Genomic DNA, 20744 nt, shown 5'->3' with positions numbered 1-20744 from the left:
AGGGTTTTCATCCGCTATTTTAGCCTGACGTCACAACGTTGTCAACACTTTTATTCAGGCATTCCTCCTCCCTGCTCCCCCTGCTGTGTCAATCGTTATTCGGCAGGGGCGGCGGTGGATTCGCGCACGACCAGCTCGGGCTTGAGCAAGGTTGTCTTGGCTACCTTGTCCTTGGTTATCATTTTGTGCAGAATTTCGGCCGCCGTGCGTCCGAGTTCGTTTGCGCGCAGCGATACGGTGGTCAGCTCCGGAATGCTGTTGGACGCGAACGGAATGTCGTCATAGCCGACGATCGAAATGTCCCCGGGCACTTTCAGCCCGGCTTTGGCGGCCGCTTTGAGCGCGCCGATCGCCACGAGGTCGTTCAGGCAAAAGATCGCCGTCGGCCGCTGCGGCAAACTTAACAGCCGATCCATAAACGCCGTGCCGCTCGCCACGGAAAAACCTTCGTGAAGCATCCATTCCCTCCGTACCGGGATGCCGTGCCGCTCCATCGTTTTCGTGAACCCCGCGATACGCTGCAGCGTATTCGACATATGCCGATATCCGCCGACAACGGCGATGTCGCGGTGCCCCAGCCCGATGAGATGCCGGGTCGCCAGTTCCGCGCCAAGCCGCTCGTCCGCGGCCACCCGGCTAAGCGATGATCCGGGCAGCCGTCCGTTGATGAGCAGCAAAGGCAGTTTTTTGCCGACCTCGACGACTTCCTCCGTAAGCTCTTTTCCGGGTTTGGCCAGATCGATCCGCCCGCCCAGCATAACGATGCCGTCCACCTGCTTCTCCGTCAGCACGTTCAAATACTGCGATTCGCGGACATACTGGTCGGCGCTGTCCCCGTTGGCGGACACGGTGTCGCAAAGGAAATAAGTATAACCTTGCTTTCTCGCCTCCCGGTCGAACCCGGACAATACCTCCGGAAAAAAAGGATTCGTAATGTCCGGCAGGATGATGCCGATCATCCCCGTCTCTTTTTTGGTCAAACTGCGGGCCAGCGCGTTCGGTTGAAACTGGTATTTGTTAATCAGTTCGTTGATGCGCTCCCGGGTCTCTTTTTTGACCGGCGCGGTATTGTTCAGCACCCGGGAAACCGTGGCCACGGAAACATTCGCCTCTTTCGCGATATCGTAAACTGTAACCGGTTTCACAAAAGTCACCTACTTGGCATTTATTGGGGACGAAACCAAGTATACCAGAATCCTCGTTAAATGAAAACCGGGCGTCCTGCCGCGGCCTTCGCTGGTTTTTGATGAAAATCCTCAAAAGGACCCCTTCCCCGCCGGGCGGCGGGCAAGAGTTCCTTGGTGCAGCATGATTACAGTCGATAATGGCGGATCAAATAGGCCGGCGTGCAGCTCCAGGCATGGCAATAGCTGTTGATCAAATAACTGCCGTATGGGGAAAAGCTTTTGTTCTCCGGATCGTAGAGCTCCCAGAAGGTATCGGCGCCGTCGGCGATCATTCCTCCCCAATACGCCTTCATCCGGCTCACGGCTTCTTCTTTTAGCCCCGTCAGAAGCAGCGCCTCAATGAGATGGTGATACATATAGGGGGTCGTTGGCCCCACCTGCGGCCGTTCGGCCAATAGACGCAGCATCAGCAAGCGGCTGTCCTCCTTAGGCAATACTTCGGCCAAAACGAACCAGATTTGACTAGCCCAGGATACTTGGCGCTCCGGGCCGCTTACGAAAAAACCGCGCTCCGCGTCCCACAGATCTGCCATGGCCGCCGCTTCCAACGCTTTAAGCCGCTCCGCAAAACGGGGAGCGCTCTCGCAGCCGAGCAGCTCGGCGAGAGGGACGGCCCGCTTCAAGGCGTAGATCAATACGGCGTGAGCCGACGCCTGCTTGTTCAACTTCGGATGCCAGTCGATGAACGCGCCCCATCCTTCCCGATCCATGACGATATTCCGCTCATCCAAGCACTCCAAAGCCAGCTCCGCCTGCCGGCGTGCGGTCGGCCACAGCTCTTGCAGCGTCGCCTTGTCTTCGCTGGCCCTGAAATAGTCGTGAAGGGCCGTCGTAAAGAACAGGGAGTAGTCCAAAAAATACGTATCGTCCGCAATGATGCCGGGTTCAATAAACAAATTGGAAGTCACCCGCCCCCGCTCATCGGGAACGCTGGCGAACAGGTAAAGACAACGCTTGACCAGATCGTAATTGCGGAACGTCTCGTAATTGGCCAGCGCCTGAAGGCGAAGGTCGCCGAGCCATAGCCGGCGGTCCCGCTTCGGTCCGTCCTCGAACACGTCCTGCATGCAATCCTCCAGCGTACGCACGCTGACCCGGTCGATCTCCGTTAACAGCGGATCCGCGTGTACCAACGGGACGACTTGCGCCGGATCGGCCGAGGTAACGGTTCGGCATAGCACGCGGTCGAACGCGACGCGGTACTTTCTGGACGTATCGAGAACTTCGAGCTTCAGATAGCGGAAGCTGTAGCGCCGCGGCATTTCGATGCGGCAAGGAAGCACGTCAACCGTGATCGTCTCTTCCTGCAGCCAGGAGCTGCTGATCCAGCCGTTGTAGTTTGCAAGAGGCTCCGCCACCTCAACAGGCATTTCTCCAAACGTAAGCTTAAGTCTGAGCGGTGCGTCCGGCGGGCTCCCGACCGGCTTTACGTCCAAGGAAACATAACCGACCCGGTGGTCGCCAAAGTCCAAAATGACCGCATCGCCCTTTCCGAAACTTTGCGGGGCAAGCGTGTCCGCGCTCGACGCGGCGATGGCCCGCCAGCCATGGATCGCGCGCTCGTCCGGCACGACCTCAACGTTTTGCCGGGCCTCCTCATCCCGTTGAAGAAGAACGGGCTTTAAGCGTTCCGCTTGCTCAATGAACGAGCGCTTAGGAACAACGGCGGGTGAAGATTCATAAGTTTCTCTATCGTTTGCCATTAGAGAAGATACCTCCTATCAGCATTCTTTTTACATTTTTTTAATAGCTTGGAGCTCCGCCAAAATCTTCGGGTACTCTTTATCCAGCTTATAGAACCATAAAATCACGAATAATACGGCGCATAGGATGGCCGGAAAATAGATAAAAAGGAATTGAATCGCGTGAGAGGCCGACGCAGAAACGGCTTCCTGGCCTCCGACATAGCCGCTGAAAGCCAGCATCCAGCCGACCATGGCCCCGCCCAGGCCGCTGCCCGTTTTGCCGCCGAAGCTGGAAGCGCTGAAGATGAGCCCTTCCGTGCGCATGCCTGTCTTCCACTCCCCGTAGTCGACCGTGTCGGCCGCAAAAGCAAAAATCGTTCCGATCAGCGGCGCGGTGCCGAGGGCTTTGACTACGGTCGAGACGATCACGACCGTTACGTTCGCTGGATCTATGGCCGGGATCAAGCAGCCGACGGCCATGACCGCCATTCCCGCCAAAGCGACGTTCCGTTTGCCGAATTTCTTAATGACGGGAGCCAGCGCAAGCAAACCGAGCATCATCGGAACAAGCTGCGCGATGGTCAGCAGCCCCACCAGGTCCTTATTGCCGAGCAAATATTGGGCATAGTACACGTTGACCGCCGATGTTACCGCTTGCATTCCGTAAAATACGGTATTCAGCAAAAGCACAAGCACCCAATACTTGTTGCGGAACAGTGCGGGAAGGCCTCTTTTCAAAGGGATATCCTTATTAACCACCGCCGGACGGACGCGTTCTCTGGCCGTCAGGAACGTAATCAAAAACAGGATGACCGCAACCGCGCTGAACGCCGCAAATGTCAATGTCCAGGCCGGTTTCCCGCCCCCGAGCCCCGCCACCAGCGGAAGGGTTCCGTTGGATACGATCAGCATGCCTACCAGCGCCATCACCATCCGGAAAATGTTCAGCAAAGAACGCTGATACGGATCCTGCGTCATTAAGGAGCTGAGCACGCCGTAAGGAATGTTGATCGCCGAATAGATGATGTTGATCAGCAGATAGGTGGCATAAGCGTAAAACAGCGATCCCGCCGGGCCGAGATCGGGCATGGAAAACAGCAGCACGCCGGAGATGCCGAACGGAATCGCCCACCACAGCAGCCAGGGCCGGGCTTTTCCGAATTTCGTTTTCGTTTTGTCCACCATTGCCCCTACTCCGACATCGACAAAGGCGTCCAACACGCGGGCAACGAGGAACATAGTACCGATAGCGGCAGCGGCCAAGCCGGCGACATCCGTATAGTAATAAGTGACAAACATGGACAACGCTGTCCAGATCAGGTTGCTCGCGATATCCCCCGCGCCGTATCCCAGCTTTTCGCCCAGCCCGATTTTCGCCATCGCCGCATCTTGCGGCGTTTCTTTATTTCCGGTCGCTAATACCGTGCTCATGTTATTTACACCCCATATCAATTGTTTTTACCGAAGATAAATTCGCAATAAAAAGCAGTTACGCTTCGAAGTATTCTCCTTTCTAAAGATTTAGAGGCGCCTCGGTAAATTTTGATCTATTCATATTAAAACGCTTTCGGTAAGCCTATACAATTTCTTAATTACGGTTATCTTTTCTCCTTTTTACAGGTATACTAAACTTAATGCTTTTTCTTGGAAGGATTGTTGTCTTATGAACCATCAAGAGCTTGACCAATATTTGCGCACGGTCAATGAGATTGAAACCAAGCAGTTGCAAACGCGGGAAAACGTAAATGACATTTGGCCCGAGGAATGGCCCGAGGAATGGATCGGCGAGGACGGGACTTATTTCCGCATGCCGGACAGTCTGTTTTTCGAACAAGGCCCGATCCACGTCCGCAAGCATAACCGTTTTGCGCCGATGCCGCTGCATCTCCACAATTTTATCGAAATGAATTACATCTATTCGGGATCCTGCGTTCAGTGGATTAACGAGAAAAAAGTCATTCTGCGGGAAGGACAAGTTTGCCTGCTGGATACGGATGTTTTGCACCGCATTGAAGCGATGGGGGAAAACGATCTGCTGGTGAATATCATTATGAAAAAGGAGATTTTCACTTCGGCTTTAGGGAGATTCAAAACGAAAGGGATCGTTTCGAATTTTTTGGTGAACGCTATTTCCGAAAGCACCGACCACAACCGCTATATTGTGTTCGAATCCGAGCACCATGAAAACCTGCACTTATTCATCAAAAATATGATGTGCGAGGCGTTCGACAGCCGGGTCTACTCGCAAGAAATGATTTACAATTACATGATGATCGTGTTTACGGAATTAATGCGGGTGTTTTCGTATCACACAAATGAGACGAATTCCGATCCCGAAAGGAAAGCGAATTTGGTCCATATCCTGGGTTATATAGAAGCTAATTATCAAACCTGCACGCTTGCGGACCTGGCGACGGCGTTTAATTATAATCCCAACTACCTGGGGAATTTACTCAAGAAAAGAACGGGCAAAACGTTCATGGAACTGGTCAAAACGCAGCGCATGATCCATGCCGCTTCCCTCCTGGCCAATACGGAGCAAAGCATTGAGGAAATCGCTTACGGGATCGGTTACCAAAGCCTCGGCTTTTTTTACCGGGCGTTTGCCGGCCACTTCGAGACGACCCCTGCGAAATATCGCAAAGCGAACCGGTCATAATAGCCTTTATCCAAAAATATCGCGAGTGCAGGGTGTTCCCCTTGCAACTCGCGATCTCGGTATAGCGAAACTCAAACCGGCTACTCATCGGAACCCTTTCCCGAAAAACAGCCTGTTTTAGCTTATATAACCGTTCAAAACTTGCGCCAGCCCTTGCTTGGAGTCGATATTTTTCTCCATCGCATCCGCCTGCTTCTCCCAGTCCGCAAATTTGCCGTAAGCCGTATAAATCGTCGAGCCGGTCGGCAGCTCGGGATGTTCGTTTTCCCCGTTCGTGCCCCAGTTCACCCAGCCGGAATCACTGCGCTGCACGATTTGGTAACGCGATACGACCTCGCTCGTGTACCACACCATGGCATAGCCGGTTTCATCGTTGATCTCGGCGGTTTTGTTGGCGCTCAGCGGGAAAATGGTCTGCTCGGGCGCACTGTTGACGTCCACCTGCTTTTGGAACAGCACTTGTTCGTTCCGCTCGCTTTGGTGCACCTGTTTATGGGATTCGGGGATGATCTCGGCAATATGCGCCTTGATTTCCTCCGCCGTCAAAATCCCGTCCTGGATGCAAAAGAGTCGCCAGAAATAGTCCCAGGACACCTCGTTGATATTCTCCCCGATGCTCGCCTTGTACTGCTTCAGCTTGTCGTTCCCCAGCTTGTCCGCGTCAGCAAGCAGACGGTGCACGCCGTCCGACAAAATGTTGGCGTACAGGTCGCCTTCCCGGTAATACGTGCCCCCGTAAGAAGCGAAGGAGGTAAAGACGCGGTTGCCTTGGCCGCTCTCGAATTCGTCCCCGACGGTAATTTTGTTGACGACCGGGATACCGTCCACCGTGGTGGAGAAATCGTCGACATCGTATTTTCTGCGGAACCAGGGCGAATTGTAGAAAAACTCCCAGGTCACCGAAAACTTTTTCCCTTTCAGATTTTCGTCCAATCCGTCGGGTACCTGGCCGTTCATTCGGTACCGGCAGTAGATCGGGCCTTCGGCCTCGACGACGAATTCCACCTTCGTGTGCTCTGGCGGATTGATCAGCCCGTTTTTCGGGGTGAAGAAAGGACCGTAAAATCCCCCGATCGCATTGGAGTAATCCTTGATTAAATTTTTCCGTTCTTCCTTGGCTTCGAAATACCGGATGCCCCATTTGCCGTAGGAGGTGCCGTCGGCGGTGCCGGAGCACAGCTCCAGAATATAGTAGCCGGTATCCAGTCTGCGGAAGCCGTCCACCTGCACGGGCTCAAGCTTTTGAATGCCCTTAAACTCAGGGGCCTCAGCAAGCGGTTTGCCGCCGGCATACAGTGAGTACGAGGCGACCCGTTTGTCCATGCTGACCACGTAAACGATCGACGCTTCCTGGATAAATTCCCCGTCAAGCACCACGTCTATAAGTTGAAACGGGACCTTGCGGTTTTGGTCGTCATACAGTTCAAGGCTGCCCGGGTGAACCCGGTAATCGGAGAAATTCAGCTTGGTGATCACCGGCTCGTTTTGCCTCGGCAGATGGTCCGGATTGTTCAGCATGATTTGAAATTTATATTTGAATGCTTGCGCTGTTGTGTCCATAGTCAAAACCTCTTTTCTTGGTTGGTCTGATGCTGCGGTTTATTTGGCGAATTTGAAGGAAAACGGAAGCTTTTTGCCCTTTTGGGCGTCGATTAGGACGGCGATCAAGATGATCAAACCTTTAACCAGCAGCTGCCAAAACGAGCTGACTCCCATCAGGTTCAAACCGTTGCTTACGACCCCGATGATCATGACGCCGAAGATCGTTCCGCTGATGCGGCCCCGCCCGCCGGCCATGGACACTCCGCCCAGCACGCAGGCTGCGATCGCGTCCATTTCATAGCCCTGGCCAACCGAAGGCTGGCCCGAATACATTCTCGCCGAAAGCACGATGCCCGCCAGTGCCGAAAGCAGCCCGGCCAGCGTATACACCGCAATCTCCACCTTCTTGATGCGCACGCCCGACAGACGGGCCGCTTCCCGGTTGCCGCCGATCGCAAAGATGTTGGTTCCGAACTTCGTTTTGTTCAGCAGCACGATGAAGATAACCGTCAAGATGGCCATATATAGTACGGGCAGAGGCAAAAAACCGAACAGCTTCCCCGTCCCCAGTTGGGTATAGGCGTCGTTGGTAATGCGGGCCGACCGTCCGCCGCTGTAAATATAAGCAATCCCCTGGGCGATGTTCATCGTCGCCAGCGTCACGATAAATGCAGGCAGCTTAAATTGGGTGATGATCACCCCGTTGAAAAATCCGAGCAGCGTGCCGATTAAAATCCCCAGCAAAATCGCCACGGGCATGGGGATGCCGTTATTGACCATAAAGCCGACGGTCAGCGTCCCGGAGACGGCCACAATCGCGCCGACCGAGAGGTCGATGCCGCCCAAAATCATCACCAGGGTCATGCCGAGAGCGAGGAAAACGTTGTTGGAAACCTGCCGCAGCACCGTGATCAAGTTTTCCGTCGTCAGGAACACCGGCGATACGATCGATAAAATCACGCATAAAACCAGCAACACGAATATAATGCCGATATTGCCTCTGACCATTGATGTAAGAGCGCTATTTTTTGTGCTCATCGCTTTCTCATCCTCCTGTCGCATAGCGCATAATATTTTCCTGGGACAGTTCCTCCCGGTTTAATTGCGCCACCAGCTTGCCGCTCCGCATCACGCACACCGAATCGCACATATTGATGATCTCCGGAAGATCGGAGGAGACCATAATAATCGCCAACCCTTCATTGGCCAACCGGTTGATGATCGCGTAGATTTCCGACTTGGCCCCGACGTCGACTCCGCGGGTAGGCTCGTCCAGGATCAGAAGCTGCGGGTTCGTGGCCAGCCATTTGGCAATAACGACCTTCTGCTGGTTGCCTCCCGACAAGCTGGACACCTCGATGTCCGCCGAGGCGGTCTTAATATTCAGGCCGCTCACGTATTTGCCGATCTGTTCGCTTCTTTTTTTCTCGCTGATCAAAAACCGGCTGCCCATCAATTGATCGAGATTCGTTAACGTGAGATTGAAGCCGACCGAGTTCTCGAGGACCAGCCCTTGGTCCTTGCGGTCTTCCGGAACCATGGCGATCCCTTTGGCGATAGCCTGGCTGCAATTTTTAAAGCTGACTTCCCCGCCGTTCAAGTAAATCCGCCCGCGGTTATGCCGGTAGGCGCCGAAAATGGTTTGCATCAGTTCGCTTCTCCCCGCGCCTACCAGGCCGGAGAAACCGAGGATTTCGCCTTTGCGCACCCGGAAGGAGACGTCTTCGAATACGCCCTCTCTGTACAGCCCTTCAACGCGCAGCACCTCCTGGTCACGGACGGAATAGGTACGGGTATAGAAGCTTTCCAGCTCCCGGCCGACCATCATCGCCACCAGATCTTCCGTATTGGTGTCCGAGGTCCGCTTCGTGCCGACATAACCGCCGTCCCTTATGACCGTGATGCGGTCCGCCATCTTAAACAATTCTTCCAGCCGGTGCGAGATATAAATAATGCCGACGTTTTGCCGCCGCAGCTTCTCCATCGTCACGAACAGTCGGCCCACTTCCTCGTCGGACAAGGAGGAGGTCGGTTCGTCCATCACCAGGATTTTCACGTTAAATGAAATCGCCTTAACAATTTCGATCAGCTGCTGCTGAGCCACCGTCAATTCTCCCACCAATGTCGTGACATCGATGTTCAGCCCAAGCTGCTCGATCATGCGGTTGGCTTCGGCTTTCATCCGCTTTTCGTCCTTGAACCCCCATTTGTTGACCGGTTCGCGGCCCAAAAAGATGTTCTCGGCAACGCTGAGATATGGAACGAGCACGATTTCCTGGTGGATAATGCCGATTCCGTAAGCCCGGGCGCTTTGCACACTGTCGATATCCGCGGGCTCACCGCCGATAAAGATTTGTCCACGGTCGGGCTTATGGATGCCGCCCAAAATTTTGATCAGCGTCGATTTGCCTGCGCCGTTTTCGCCCAGCAAGGCATGGATCTCGCCGGCTTTCAGTTCAAAATCGATGCCCTTGAGCGCATGGGTCCCCCCGAAGCTTTTGGCGATCCCACGCATCTCCAGCAAATTATCTCCCATGGTTGTTCACCTCCGAAGCGGTATCATCTTGAAAAAATTTAGAATGCAAGGGACGCTTGCATTCTAAATTTAAGGGGCTTATTGCCACTTGCCGGCGGTTTCTTTGGCCATTTCCTTCGTGACGATATGAGAAGGCAGCAGCACTTCCGGTTTAATCTCCTTACCCTGCAAATAATCGACCGCCATATTGAAGGAAGTTTCGGCGATCTGAATCGGCACCTGGGCCGAAACCGCCGTAAACGAACCGTCGAGCAATGCGGCTTTGCCGTCCGGAGACGCGTCGATGGAGTACACGCCGATATCCGTTCTGCCGCTCGCCTTAATCGCCGCCGCTACGCCCAAAGCCGACGGATCGTTGATCGCAAAGAAGGCGTCGATGTCGGCATTCGCCTGGATGATGTCTTCGGCGATCGGCATCGAGGCGTCCAGCGCCGCCTTGCCGTCCTGCTGGGCTACGATTTTAAATTTGGAGGCATTGTCGCCGAGGCCGTCCATAAAGCCCGCTACCCGCTGCACGCAGCTTTCGTTGGAAGGAAAGTCCAGGATGGCGATTTTGGCGCCATCCGGATAGTCTTTTACCATCTGCTCGCCCATCAGCTTGCCGGCCATGTACGCGTCGGTGGCGATAATGCTTTTCACGAGGTCTCGATCCTCTTTAATGACGGCTGTGTCGACGTTAAACACCGGAATGTTGCGGTCATGCATCGCTTCCAGCCCCTGGCGGATCCCCGCGGAATCGACCGGGATCACGAACACGGCGTCAAAGCCCTGGTTGGCCGCGTCCGACATCTGATTGATCTGTTTGTTCAGATCATAATCCGGGTCCAGCATCGTATATTTGTAACCTTTCTCCTTGGCCAATCTTTCGTAGGTTTCATTCATCGCCGTTTGGAACGTATTGTTCTGCGTGTTCGTCAAGAAAGCAAAGCTGTACGTCCCGTCCTTGCCGCCGCCATCGCCGCTCCCCGCTTGATTCCCCGCATTGGTCCCTTGCCCGTTGCCGCAAGCCGACAGAGCCAAAACGGTAAGCGCTATCAATGAAAACTTAAAAAATTGCTTTTTCACAATAAACCAGCCCCCTATGATCAGTTTGTGAATAAAGAACGTCTGCGGTCGATCCGGTGCGCACTGTTTTTACGAATAAACCGCTTTCAACTTCTTTACGTAAAATGTATCATAGAGAGCTGCGAAATGTCAAATATTTTGTCGAAATTTTAAACAAAAAAATAATTGCAAATTAATTTACGTAAATTTCTTGAGAATTAATTCTTCAATTTCTGCTGGAGCTGGTTCCAATACAATATTTTTCCAAGCCTTTAACAGATTTTTCGGTTCGACGATATATGGCGGAACGCCGATATACTTATGCTCATCATGGCCCAGCAAGGCCTTGGCGGTCGCCAAACCTACCGCGATCCCCTGATCGTATGGCCGCTGCGTGGACAATCCCTTGACCATTTCTTCTTTGGCCAAATACGTGGCGATTTCCGTATCGAGATCGAACGTGAAGACGGCCACGTCCTCCCGCTTCAGCTCCTGCAAAGCCTTGATCGCCTCGAGCGCCGGTCTGTCCCAGGAAATATACAGGCCTTGAATTTCCGGATGCCGCTTGATCATTTCTTTGCATACGTCGTACGTTTTCTCGATTTGGTAAAAATACTGCTCATCAACGATCTCGATATTGCGGAAATTGCTGCGGATCGTGTCGTTCGCCACGGCGTCCCTTAAATGCGTGCCGTAAAACGGGGCGCCATGCCCGATGAAGCCTATCTTGACGTTCTGCTCGTTTTTGAAATAGTTGCCCAGCAGGAGCGCCGCGTTTTGCCCGTTTTCCCGTTCGTTCACCGAAACGCAGCAGGAATACTCGTCTTTCGTCATACCCTCCGGCACATGGCTCATAAAAATCAGCTTCGTTTCCTCCGAGATGTTCTTGAATTTCTTGGCGGTCAGCTCATCGTCAACCGGGATGGCGATAATCGCATCCGGTTTTTGCATGCGCAAGCCTTCCAGTTGCGTGACCTGCAGATTCGGGTCAAAACCGGCATTGGTAATGGAAATAATGGAGATGCCGTATTGGTCCAACACATGGCGGATTCCGTTTTCGTATAGTCTCGTCCACGCCGTACCGCCATAATGAAAAGAGATCCCGACTTTATAGCTGCCTGTCGTCAATTTTTCAACTTCTTCCTTGGACAACGTCAATTCATTGGGGGAAACCGGCTTTTCGCCAAACGGTCCTTTGCCGATCACCTGGGTCGAATTCTGGATCGAAAACGTCATCGGGACTTTGATTTCCCGGGCCTCGCCCGGACCGTGATCCATGATATCAAGCAGCATCGAAACCGCTTCCAAAGCCATTTGCTTCGTGTCCTGCTTCAGCATCGTCAGCGGCGGATTGATGATTTCCGACCATTCCTCATCGCCGAACCCGATCACCGAAACGTCGGCCGGCCACTCCAGCCCCAGCTTGTTCATCACCCGCAGCAAATTGAGCGTAATCCGGTTGCCGCTGGCCACAAAGGTCGGACTTTTATGCTGGCCCCAGACCTCTTTGATCCCTTTTTCGAAATCATCCAGCCGGTTTTGCTCCACTTCGATCACCAGCTCTTTGCGAAACGGGATTTTGTAGGAGCCAAGCGCTTCGCGGTAACCTTCCAACCGGTCTTCGACGCTGGAAAAATCCGCTTTTTCAATGATCAAGGCGATTTCCTCGTGTCCGGATTTCAGCAGATGAACGCAGCCTCTGTAAATCCCTTCTTTACTGTCCGCCAGCACGGAGCCGACGCCTTCCAGGCGAACCTTGCGGTCCAGGAACAAAAACGGAAACTGCTGCTGCTTAAGCTTCTGGAACTGCTTCGCTTCCGTGCTGGCCGGTACGATGATCAGCCCTGCGATCCGCTTGTTGTTCAGGATGTTGGTAATGATGTTTTTCTCCAGCGTCACATCGTCATGATGGAAATAAACCGTCAAACTATAGCCCCGTTCGGTTATACAGGCTGAAATCGCGGAAGCCAGCTGAGAATAAAGCGTTCCCGACAAACCCGGCAAAAGCAAGGCGATTTCCGATTTTTTGCCGATTCTGAACTGATTGCCGGCAACCGCTATTTTTTTGTCGTAGCCCAGCTTCTTGATGACGTCTTCCACTTTTTCCGCCAGCTCGGGACTGACGTATCTCGTTTTATTAATGACATGGGAAACCGTGGCTATCGACACCCCGGCTTCTTTGGCTATTTCTTTTATCGTTGCCAATGTACACACCCCATCGCAAAATTTACGTAAATTAATAAAAAAATTGTAGCATTATCTATTTTTCCAGTCAATCGAATCGGGAAAAGCGATTTTTTACAACCATTTTTGCTTTTTAAAATGAATTTACGCATAATTCAGTAGGAAGATTGCCAAGGATGTTTTCTGACAACCATAAATTTTTGTATGTTACCTTTCGGACAGTTGGCCGGTCTAATAAACGAAATGAAAGAGAAAAGAGGTGAAACGATTTGGAATTTAGTGAGGAATGCATACTGCTGGCAAAAGCCGGAAAGCACGCGTTTAAGATTGGACAATACCTATCAAATGATCATGGACCAAGATTTGAATCATTCAATAGATAATAAAGGAGCATTTACAAAAATGAAAATGGTCAAAAAACTTGGACTTACCGCGGCAGCAACTTTTGTATTGGGAGGAGCCGTAATCGGCTCGGGTTTTGTTTCTCCGGCAATGGCGGCCGCTTTGGAAAATTTGCCGCTGATCGGCAGTGTATTTAAGACCGCAGAAGGAGCCCTGGGGGCCGCAGTCGATAAAGGCATGGTAACCTTCCCTAATGTAAGTGTGACTCACGATGGCATCACCCTGAAAGTGGTGGAAGCCTATTATGATGGGAATCGTTTGAGTGTGGGTATGGTCCGAGAAGGAGCGGAACTGGACGGTGTCATGATGCCTTGGCGCGACCTGGAGCAAAGTGAGAAAGTCAAGGGTTATATTGATTGGCGATCCAGTTTATTGGATGTCACCGTTAACGGTAAACTCGTGAAGGGGTTATATGGCGATAGCGGGGAAATTCCCGGGCAACAGGACACCTTCACTTATAACATAAGAAAAGGCTTGGAAGAAGCGGCGCTTCCGGATCGGTTTGAATTGTCGTTAGCGGTAAAAGTTACCCAAGTAGAAGAACCTTTCGTGCTTAAAATCCCAATCACAAAGGTTCAACCGATCCTCTCCGTCAATCCGGAAAAAACAATGAGCAAAGGCGATTTCAGTTACACGGTTAAACGGGTCAATCTGACTGCCGGTTCCACCAGAGTGGTCATTGACAGCAACGGTACAGTACCGGTAACCGAGAATCAGACAGGCGAGTATGCGGCCAGCAAAATGTATTACGATATTGTGGATGAACAAGGAAATCCAATTCAACAGTCGTGGGTTCCGTCCCCTTCTGAAGCGCCAAAAAATCACTATCATGAGGACGAACTGTATAGCGCGTTCAGTACGGCACCCAAATCCATTACGATCAAACCGTATACCTATACGGTCAAAAAATCGGATTGGACTGCGGTTGACGAACAAACAAAAACGTACCATAAAGATTTGGAAATGACGATCCCGCTCAATCCGTAAATCAGGAGGAATACAATCATGATCAGCAAAATTTTCAACAAGAAAATCGCCCTGAGCCTGCTTATCGCTTCGTTTTTAACCGCAAGCGGGCCAGCCCTATCCGGGGTGGCTGCGGCTGATGCGGCCAAAACAAGAGTCTGCTGCTGCCCAAAGTCTTTTTGAATGGGCTAAGAGAGATTCGGGTTTGCAGAAAGCGGCCAAGCAAGGGATAACAAAGGTGCCAAATCAAAAAGTGACGAAAGATGGCGTCACCTTGAAGTTGACGGACTATCTTTTTGATGGAGCAAGAGTTTCCTTTGCTTTGCAAAGGGAAGGCGATGATTTTGAAACAACGCTGGACGATATAACAAATGCCGAGAAAAAAGGGGTTCTTCTATACGTTGATATTTATATCGACGGCAAAAAGATGGATCTACAGTCGTATGGAAGATCGGAGTTGCAAGACAACAGTTTGTTGATCTCCTTCAACGACCTGTCCGTTAAGGGCCCGCGAACCCTGTATCTGCCCAAGCAGTTCGAGCTTACGGTCAAAGCTCATACTTCAGGCGTGAAGGATCCTTTTACCTTTAAATTACCCGTTAAAAAACAAGCGCCACAAAACACGGTTTTAAGCAAAGCGGTGGTTAAGAAAGCGGGAAATTTCAGCTATACCGTAAAACGGGTAGAATTAACCCCTTATTCAAGCCGGTTAGAGCTGGCTGCACAAGGCGCTCATAAGCAAGTAAAGGATTTAAAAAATTTAGGATTTGATCTCGCGGATAGTAAAGGGAATACCTTATCTCCTATCCTGCAAGCTAATGACGGCGTCGTCAAAAAGCAGCGCTACTTCGACATGACATATACATCCTTTGCGGCTGTTCCAAGTTCTATTGTCGTAAAACCGTATACCTTTAAAACGGACAGCAAAGGAAAATTGGTTCAAAACAGCGACGGGTCGCCTATTAAAGTATATCTGGAAGATTTGGAACTTAACCTTCCCCTGAATAAATAACCTTCACACTAAAGCTAAAAATGGGCCGTCCTCCTTATTGGGGGAACGGCCCATTTGCTTTTGGCACTAGCGTTGCATTAACTTTTGCTCAAAATTCCCCCTAAAAGCTGACCGAAATCTAACGCTTGTAGCAGCGGCTATTTTCCGAAAAAAGACCTTTTCGAAATTCTAACGGTTGCCAGCGCCGTTATTAGCCTGAATCCAAGCAAAAATTACCGGTGTTCGGCGAAATAAGCTCCATGGCAACCGTTACAGTTTGAAATCAACGTTTTTCGAACAAATAGCGCTTGTGGCATCCGTTAGAAAATTTGTGTGGCTAGAAAATGCAGCTTGTCAGATCAGATTTGATGCAACGCTAGTGCTAATTTGGTCAATCTTCTTTCCAATCAGAACATCCTTTTCAGGCGCAGGAACCCCGCTATACTTCCTCTTCCGGCATATCGGCGAGCCCTGTCCGCAGTCCCTGCAAATCAAGACCGTCGGCGGCAAACGCCTGGCGGATGAGCTCCGGAGCGACAAATTCGTCGTATTTCCCCAGGTAAGGCGCTTCCTCCGGCGCCAGCAGGTCCTCTTCACGACAGTCCCGGCAAGCTCTTGCGATTTCCCCGATTAACGTTTGCGCATCGCTTTTGCCCGAAACGATCATGTAATAGGGCTCCATCGGGACGACGGACCGTAAGGCGAGGCGTTCGGACAAATGATGCTTGAGCAGCCGTTCCAAGGTTCGAAACGCCTTGCTGCCCACCCACGGCAGCACGAACAAGGAGTCTCCGCCAGCCGGCAGGACAGCTTGCCGGGCCAGCCCGGTCTCCCTCGCCAGCCGCCGGGCCCGCTCCAAGCGGTTCACCGCTTGCGGGGACAAATACGGATAAATGGCCGAGCCGGCGAGCACTTCGCGCATCTTTTTCACCACCTGCGTATGAACATCTCCGCCTGCCCCAAGCCATAACGTATCCACTTTGCCGATCGCCGCTTTTACGTAAACCGCCTTATGCTTCGCATCCACCTCCGTCACCTTCCACAGCTTCCCGGCCAGGGTAAAGCAATATCCGGGCGGCGGAACGGTCGTAATCGAGCCGATCTCCTCGGAGCCGTTATACACCGCATGTTCTTCGTCATCCTGAAAGACGGCGTAAAAGCGGAAGTTGTTTACGATCTTCTCCCCGGTCAGGCCGATGATCAGCGACTTTTCTTCCGTCCACTGCAGATGATCGGTTTGCAGGAGATAATTCAGGAACATTTTATACTGCTCCGGGCTCACCTGGCGAAACGACGGAAGCGTCAGCACCGCTTGCGCCAGCTCGGCCGGCTCCGCTTCCCCCATGCTTTTCAACATGCTCATCGTTTGATGGTACATCGTGCCGATCGGCAGCTTGCGGATCTCCAGCGGCTCGATCCACTTGTCGCGGACGTATAGCTCGATCACCGCGATCGCGCGCAGCAGCGTCCACGGCATGCGGGCCGGCAGCGGGGCATCCTCGTCCTCTTCTTCTTGGACGACGAACAGCATCTCGGACGCCGCATCGCCGCGCCGGCCGGAGCGCCCCAGCCGCTGCACGAAGCTGGACGAGCTGTACGGAGCGCCAAGCTGCACGACCCGCTCAAGCTCCCCGAGGTCGATCCCCAGCTCCAGCGTCAGCGTCGCCGCGGACACCGCCGGTCCCGGGCCGTTTTTCAGCGCGCTCTCCGCCTCTTCCCGCAGCATCGCCGAAATGCTCCCATGGTGAACGTAAAACACGTCCGGCTCATGGCGTTTCGCCGCGACCCGGCGCATTTCCAGCGTCGTGAGCTCGGCGTCGGACCGGCTGTTGGTGAAAATCAGCGCCTTCTTCAAATGCGTGCTGTCGTAAATGTACTCGTAATATGCCTTGCGGGCGTTCTGCAGCTGCTCGGCCTGCTGTTCGTCACGGGCGTCGGGAAACGAAAAATGCTCAACCCGCAGCCGCAGCTTGCGCCCTCCCGCCGAGGATACGACCTCGACTTGCTCGCTGCTTCCCGCTCCTAACCATGCCTTGGCCGATTCGTAATCGCTCAGCGTCGCCGACAGCCCGATCCGCCTCGGCCTGGCGCCGGCCATCCGCTCGATCCGGGCGATTTGGCTCAGCACCTGGATGCCCCGGTCCACCCCCATAAAGGCGTGCACCTCGTCGATGATGATGTAGCGCAAGTCTTTAAACAATGCCGGAATCGCGTTGGGGCGGTTCATCAGCAGCCCCTCAAGCGATTCGGGCGTAATTTGCAGTATCCCGGAAGGATTCCGGACCAGCTTCGTTTTTTCGGCTTGCGGCACGTCGCCGTGCCAATGCCAAACCGGAATGCGCGATTCGCGCAGCAGATCCTCGAGCCTGGCGAACTGATCGTTGATCAGCGCCTTCAGCGGGCCGATGTACAAAATGCCGACAGAGCTGGCCGGCCTGTTGTGCAGCTCGGTCAGCGCGGGAAACAACGCGGCTTCGGTTTTCCCCGAGGCGGTGCCCGAAGCGATCAGCAAATGGCGGCTTGTCCCAAAGCAGATGCGGCAGGCCTCCACTTGCACGGCCCTTAGCGCCTCCCATTTCCGCTTATAAATAAATTCCTGGATAAACGGGGCCAGCTGATAAAAAGGATTGTCGCTCATAGTTCAAACTCCGCCAGAAAGCCGTCGACCTCGTCCGGATCCGCTTCGGCCGGCTTTACCTGGTGCTCGCCAACAAGCTGCTCGAAGGAAGCTTCCGGGTTTTGCCGCAGCGTATGCAGCAAATCCATAAAATCGCGGATCACTTCACGCGGGGTGAGCAACTCATCGGCGCCCAGGCGGCCGACGGCGGCCTCCATAAAATATACAATCTGCTGCTGCGCGACCGACGGCGTATAGCCAAAATGCTGGGCATGGATGTTTACCAGCTTTTGCAGGAGCAGCAGTATTTCTTCGGGCGACAGCATCTCCAGCCTCAGGATCGGCCCGGAATAATTCACGAAGCCTTTCCCGGCGTAACGTCCTTCCATCAGCCGGGAGCGCAGCGCTTCATAGCTGAACAGGCCCCTGCGCTCGTCTTCGACAAATTGCGGCGTTCCCCCAACAAAAATGCCCAGGTGCTCCGCTTTGCCCTGCATTGTATCGTTAAACATCGTCAGCAGTTTTTCGTAGTTGCTTTGCCGGGACACGCTGTTGGAAATCTTGTACAAATTGACGGCTTCATCGATAAACAGCAGCAGGCCGCGGTATCCGATCCGCGCCGCGAACTCCGACCACAGCTTGACGTAATCGTACCAATTTTCATCATCGACGATGACGCCAACTTGCAGTTCCTTTTTCGCTTCCGTTTTCGTCGGGTACTCGCCCCTTAGCCAGCGGAGCGCCGCCTGCTTCCGGTCGTCGTCGGCCAGCTTGTACCCGTTCCAGTAAGCGGCCAGCACTTTGGCGAAATCAAACCCGTGCACGAGGTTCTGCATTTCCGCCGTAACCGCAAAAATCCGCTGCTCCACCGCATCGTTGAGAGCGGGATCGCTTGGCTTAAAGCCCGTCTCCCGCAGCGCCTCCTGCTGCAAGGCGGCGAACCATTTTTGCAGCATCGCTTCCAGCGCTCCGCCGTCCGGGCGCGTTTTGGTGGACAGATGGGTCATCAGCTCGCGGTAGGTGGCCAAGCCCTGCCCTTTCGTCCCGACCAGTCTCCGCTCCGGCGACAAATCCGCGTCGGCCACGACGAAATCCCGGTCCATCGCGTAGTTGCGGATCGTCTGCAGCAAAAAGCTTTTCCCGCTGCCGTAACGTCCGGTAATAAATCTGAACGCCGCTCCGCCCTCGGCGATGTTGTCGAGGTCCTTGAGAATGGCGTCAACTTCCGCCCGGCGCCCCACCGCGACATGCTCCAGCCCCACCCGCGGCACCACGCCGGCCGTGAGCGAATTGACCAGCGCCGTGGTGAGCCGCTTGGGAATTTTCACTTCATTCACGAGAATTCTCCTTTCAAATGCGCAAAAAAGTCCATATATTCCGGGACAATCCGCCCTTCGTCAACAACCAGGTCCCCGATCGTTTCCATCGCCAGCTGGTTGATTTCATCCAGGATCAGCTCGGGCATGGTGCCGTAAGCTTCGGCCACAGCGGCAAGCGCGCTATCGGGCGCAGGGCTTTTGAGGGCAAGCAAAGCTTCGAGCTGCGCCGAATCAAGCTGTTCGGCGAATGAAGTCCAATCCTCGTCCAGCTGCGGCAGGTCCCAATACGCCAAGCTCTCTCCATCTTCTTTGTCAGCTTCTTGTTCAGGCACGACATTGTCCTCCGAGTCCAAAGCTGCTTCCGAATCCAAATCCGCTTGCGGGCCCAATTCCGCGGCCAAACCCGATATCGCCTCCGCCGCCGTTTCGCCCCCTTCTTCATAGCCGATCGCCAGCCTGGTCCGCACATAATCCGAATCCCGCTTAAGCGCCGCCAGCTTCTCCGCGTCGATTTCGATCCGCGGCTTTGCGGCCGTCTGCGCAGCGAACTCTTTTTCCAGAAAGCGGTCGATCAGGCGCGCCGTCTCCGGCTCCATAACGACGCCCCTCAAGCGTCCTCTAAATCCTCTTAATTCCCTTAATCGGTTTTCGGCATAGCGGATCGTTTGCGTAATGTATTTTTGCAGCGGACGATGGCTGCTGAGCGGGACCGTACCAAGGGCTATCGTTCTCCCGTAAAGCGAATCGTCGTAGACCGCGCTGCGGAACAGATACCGCTCGGTCGTCCGCTCCCGGCCGGGATGGAATTTGTCGATCAACCGGGTCCCCTGGGTTTTGCACAAAAAAGCGTCCAGCATCCCGACAATCCGCGGGACCCACAGCTCCAGATCCGCTTTGCCGGGTCCCTGATAAAATTTGCTGCGCCGCAAATCGTAGTCGCTTAACGCAAACAAGAGGTCCAGCGGGATTTGGGACGGCTGCTTCTTAAACAGCCGCAGCAGTTCCATATCCAACAAATCCTCCGGATACGAACCTCCGCCGCGCGTGATGATTTCCAGCAGCGGAACATCCAGCGCGTGCACAAACGCAAAATCGGCGAGCCAATCTTTCAAATAGGCGTTTAGCTGCGGATACCGTCCGCCATACGCCATCCAAATCCGGTTAAGTTCTTCGAACCCTTCCTGCGGGTCCGACCACCCCACACCGTTGATCAGTTCATAAACATAAACGAATATGTACGATAGATCCGTATCGGGGTAACGCCCGGCGCGCACTTCGGAACGCCAGTAAAAATACCATCTCTGCTGCGACTCCATCATATGTTCGTAGGTCGGCCAATAGCTCATAAACGGCACAAAAGGCGCCGGCTCGCCCCGCTCGTTCACCCGCTTCCGCGCTTCCTTGGCGAAATGGCGCTCACGGTTGTAGAACGGAATGGACGCCGCGGACGCTTGACTCAGGTCCGTATCTTTTTTAGGCGGTATATCAAGTCCCGGCTCTTCTTCGTACAAATCGATTTCCGCAAATTCAAGGGAACGCGAACGATTTTCCATGGCAAACTCTCCATCCTCATGGACAAACGTAAATTTCCATTTTAGTATATCATAACTGG

At 53.4% G+C, this 20744-nt stretch carries 15 protein-coding genes; 4 read left to right on the top strand and 11 right to left on the bottom strand.

Annotated features, from left to right (window positions below; genetic code table 11):
* Positions 1-95: 95 nt before the first annotated feature.
* From NYE74_RS18985 to NYE74_RS18975, 3 genes are all read right to left on the bottom strand, one after another.
* On the bottom strand, positions 96-1145 hold the full coding sequence (locus tag NYE74_RS18985; protein ID WP_036622824.1) for a LacI family DNA-binding transcriptional regulator: 1050 nt from the start codon (positions 1143-1145) through the stop codon (positions 96-98).
* 167 nt (positions 1146-1312) lie between these two features.
* Positions 1313-2890, bottom strand: a complete 1578-nt coding sequence (locus NYE74_RS18980; RefSeq protein ID WP_051985426.1) for an alpha-L-rhamnosidase-related protein — start codon at positions 2888-2890, stop codon at positions 1313-1315.
* 30 nt (positions 2891-2920) lie between these two features.
* Positions 2921-4303, bottom strand: coding sequence for an MFS transporter (locus tag NYE74_RS18975; RefSeq protein WP_155619412.1), 1383 nt, complete (start codon positions 4301-4303; stop codon positions 2921-2923).
* A 232-nt stretch (positions 4304-4535) separates the two neighbouring features.
* Here NYE74_RS18975 and NYE74_RS18970 point away from each other — a divergent pair, with 232 nt between their 5' ends.
* Positions 4536-5531: an AraC family transcriptional regulator gene (locus NYE74_RS18970; RefSeq protein ID WP_124332039.1), complete on the top strand. Its 996-nt coding sequence runs from the start codon at positions 4536-4538 to the stop codon at positions 5529-5531.
* Positions 5532-5648: 117 nt separating this feature from the next.
* Here the strand turns inward: NYE74_RS18970 and NYE74_RS18965 are convergent, their stop codons facing one another.
* The 5 genes from NYE74_RS18965 to NYE74_RS18945 form a co-directional block, all read right to left on the bottom strand.
* Positions 5649-7091, bottom strand: coding sequence for a hypothetical protein (locus tag NYE74_RS18965; protein WP_036622818.1), 1443 nt, complete (start codon positions 7089-7091; stop codon positions 5649-5651).
* Between the two features lie 39 nt (positions 7092-7130).
* Complete coding sequence (locus NYE74_RS18960; RefSeq protein ID WP_082207766.1) at positions 7131-8111, bottom strand: ABC transporter permease; 981 nt, start codon at positions 8109-8111, stop codon at positions 7131-7133.
* 7 nt (positions 8112-8118) lie between these two features.
* Positions 8119-9609 (bottom strand): sugar ABC transporter ATP-binding protein, encoded by a 1491-nt coding sequence (locus NYE74_RS18955; protein ID WP_036622814.1) that lies wholly within the window; start codon positions 9607-9609, stop codon positions 8119-8121.
* Positions 9610-9687: 78 nt separating this feature from the next.
* A complete protein-coding gene (locus NYE74_RS18950) occupies positions 9688-10674 on the bottom strand; it encodes a sugar ABC transporter substrate-binding protein (protein ID WP_036622812.1) in 987 nt (328 codons plus the stop codon).
* Between the two features lie 177 nt (positions 10675-10851).
* A complete protein-coding gene (locus NYE74_RS18945) occupies positions 10852-12867 on the bottom strand; it encodes a LacI family DNA-binding transcriptional regulator (protein WP_227872745.1) in 2016 nt (671 codons plus the stop codon).
* Between the two features lie 213 nt (positions 12868-13080).
* On the opposite strand from NYE74_RS18945, the gene NYE74_RS18940 reads away from it, so the two are divergent.
* The 3 genes from NYE74_RS18940 to NYE74_RS18930 are packed head-to-tail and all read left to right on the top strand — an operon-like array spanning position 13081 to position 15217.
* Positions 13081-14226 carry a DUF4179 domain-containing protein gene (locus NYE74_RS18940; protein WP_164815243.1) on the top strand — a complete coding sequence of 382 codons (1146 nt, stop codon included), beginning with the start codon at positions 13081-13083 and terminating at the stop codon, positions 14224-14226.
* Positions 14227-14244: 18 nt separating this feature from the next.
* Entirely contained in the window at positions 14245-14388 is a 144-nt protein-coding gene (locus NYE74_RS18935) for a hypothetical protein (protein WP_155619414.1), read from the top strand.
* Positions 14345-15217, top strand: coding sequence for a DUF5643 domain-containing protein (locus NYE74_RS18930; RefSeq protein ID WP_127463434.1), 873 nt, complete (start codon positions 14345-14347; stop codon positions 15215-15217). Before NYE74_RS18935 ends, NYE74_RS18930 begins: the two co-directional genes overlap by 44 nt.
* 418 nt (positions 15218-15635) lie before the next feature.
* On the opposite strand, the gene NYE74_RS18925 is transcribed toward NYE74_RS18930, so the two are convergent.
* From NYE74_RS18925 to NYE74_RS18915, 3 genes are read right to left on the bottom strand one after another with little or no spacing between them, the layout of a single operon-like run.
* Entirely contained in the window at positions 15636-17834 is a 2199-nt protein-coding gene (locus NYE74_RS18925) for a DEAD/DEAH box helicase (RefSeq protein WP_341005116.1), read from the bottom strand.
* Positions 17831-19150 (bottom strand): ATP-binding protein, encoded by a 1320-nt coding sequence (locus NYE74_RS18920; RefSeq protein WP_328272133.1) that lies wholly within the window; start codon positions 19148-19150, stop codon positions 17831-17833. Before NYE74_RS18920 ends, NYE74_RS18925 begins: the two co-directional genes overlap by 4 nt.
* Positions 19147-20685 carry a TerB N-terminal domain-containing protein gene (locus tag NYE74_RS18915; RefSeq protein WP_328272134.1) on the bottom strand — a complete coding sequence of 513 codons (1539 nt, stop codon included), beginning with the start codon at positions 20683-20685 and terminating at the stop codon, positions 19147-19149. The genes NYE74_RS18920 and NYE74_RS18915 overlap by 4 nt, the downstream gene beginning before the upstream one ends.
* Positions 20686-20744 lie beyond the last annotated feature (59 nt).

This window comes from Paenibacillus sp. FSL P4-0127, assembly GCF_038007325.1.
Lineage (GTDB): Bacteria > Bacillota > Bacilli > Paenibacillales > Paenibacillaceae > Fontibacillus > Fontibacillus macerans.
This window is presented reverse-complemented; position numbering and strand designations above follow the sequence as displayed.

What these genes read in the sequence shown, in the direction of transcription:
- NYE74_RS18935 (WP_155619414.1), top strand. Translation starts at nt 14,245, where the DNA reads ATGATCAGCAAAATTTTCAACAAGAAAATCGCCCTGAGCCTGCTTATC.
- NYE74_RS18975 (WP_155619412.1), bottom strand. Translation starts at nt 4,303, where the DNA reads ATGAGCACGGTATTAGCGACCGGAAATAAAGAAACGCCGCAAGATGCG.
- NYE74_RS18980 (WP_051985426.1), bottom strand. Translation starts at nt 2,890, where the DNA reads ATGGCAAACGATAGAGAAACTTATGAATCTTCACCCGCCGTTGTTCCT.
- NYE74_RS18955 (WP_036622814.1), bottom strand. Translation starts at nt 9,609, where the DNA reads ATGGGAGATAATTTGCTGGAGATGCGTGGGATCGCCAAAAGCTTCGGG.
- NYE74_RS18915 (WP_328272134.1), bottom strand. Translation starts at nt 20,685, where the DNA reads ATGGAAAATCGTTCGCGTTCCCTTGAATTTGCGGAAATCGATTTGTAC.
- NYE74_RS18925 (WP_341005116.1), bottom strand. Translation starts at nt 17,834, where the DNA reads ATGAGCGACAATCCTTTTTATCAGCTGGCCCCGTTTATCCAGGAATTT.
- NYE74_RS18970 (WP_124332039.1), top strand. Translation starts at nt 4,536, where the DNA reads ATGAACCATCAAGAGCTTGACCAATATTTGCGCACGGTCAATGAGATT.
- NYE74_RS18965 (WP_036622818.1), bottom strand. Translation starts at nt 7,091, where the DNA reads ATGGACACAACAGCGCAAGCATTCAAATATAAATTTCAAATCATGCTG.
- NYE74_RS18930 (WP_127463434.1), top strand. Translation starts at nt 14,345, where the DNA reads ATGCGGCCAAAACAAGAGTCTGCTGCTGCCCAAAGTCTTTTTGAATGG.
- NYE74_RS18940 (WP_164815243.1), top strand. Translation starts at nt 13,081, where the DNA reads ATGAAAGAGAAAAGAGGTGAAACGATTTGGAATTTAGTGAGGAATGCA.
- NYE74_RS18960 (WP_082207766.1), bottom strand. Translation starts at nt 8,111, where the DNA reads ATGAGCACAAAAAATAGCGCTCTTACATCAATGGTCAGAGGCAATATC.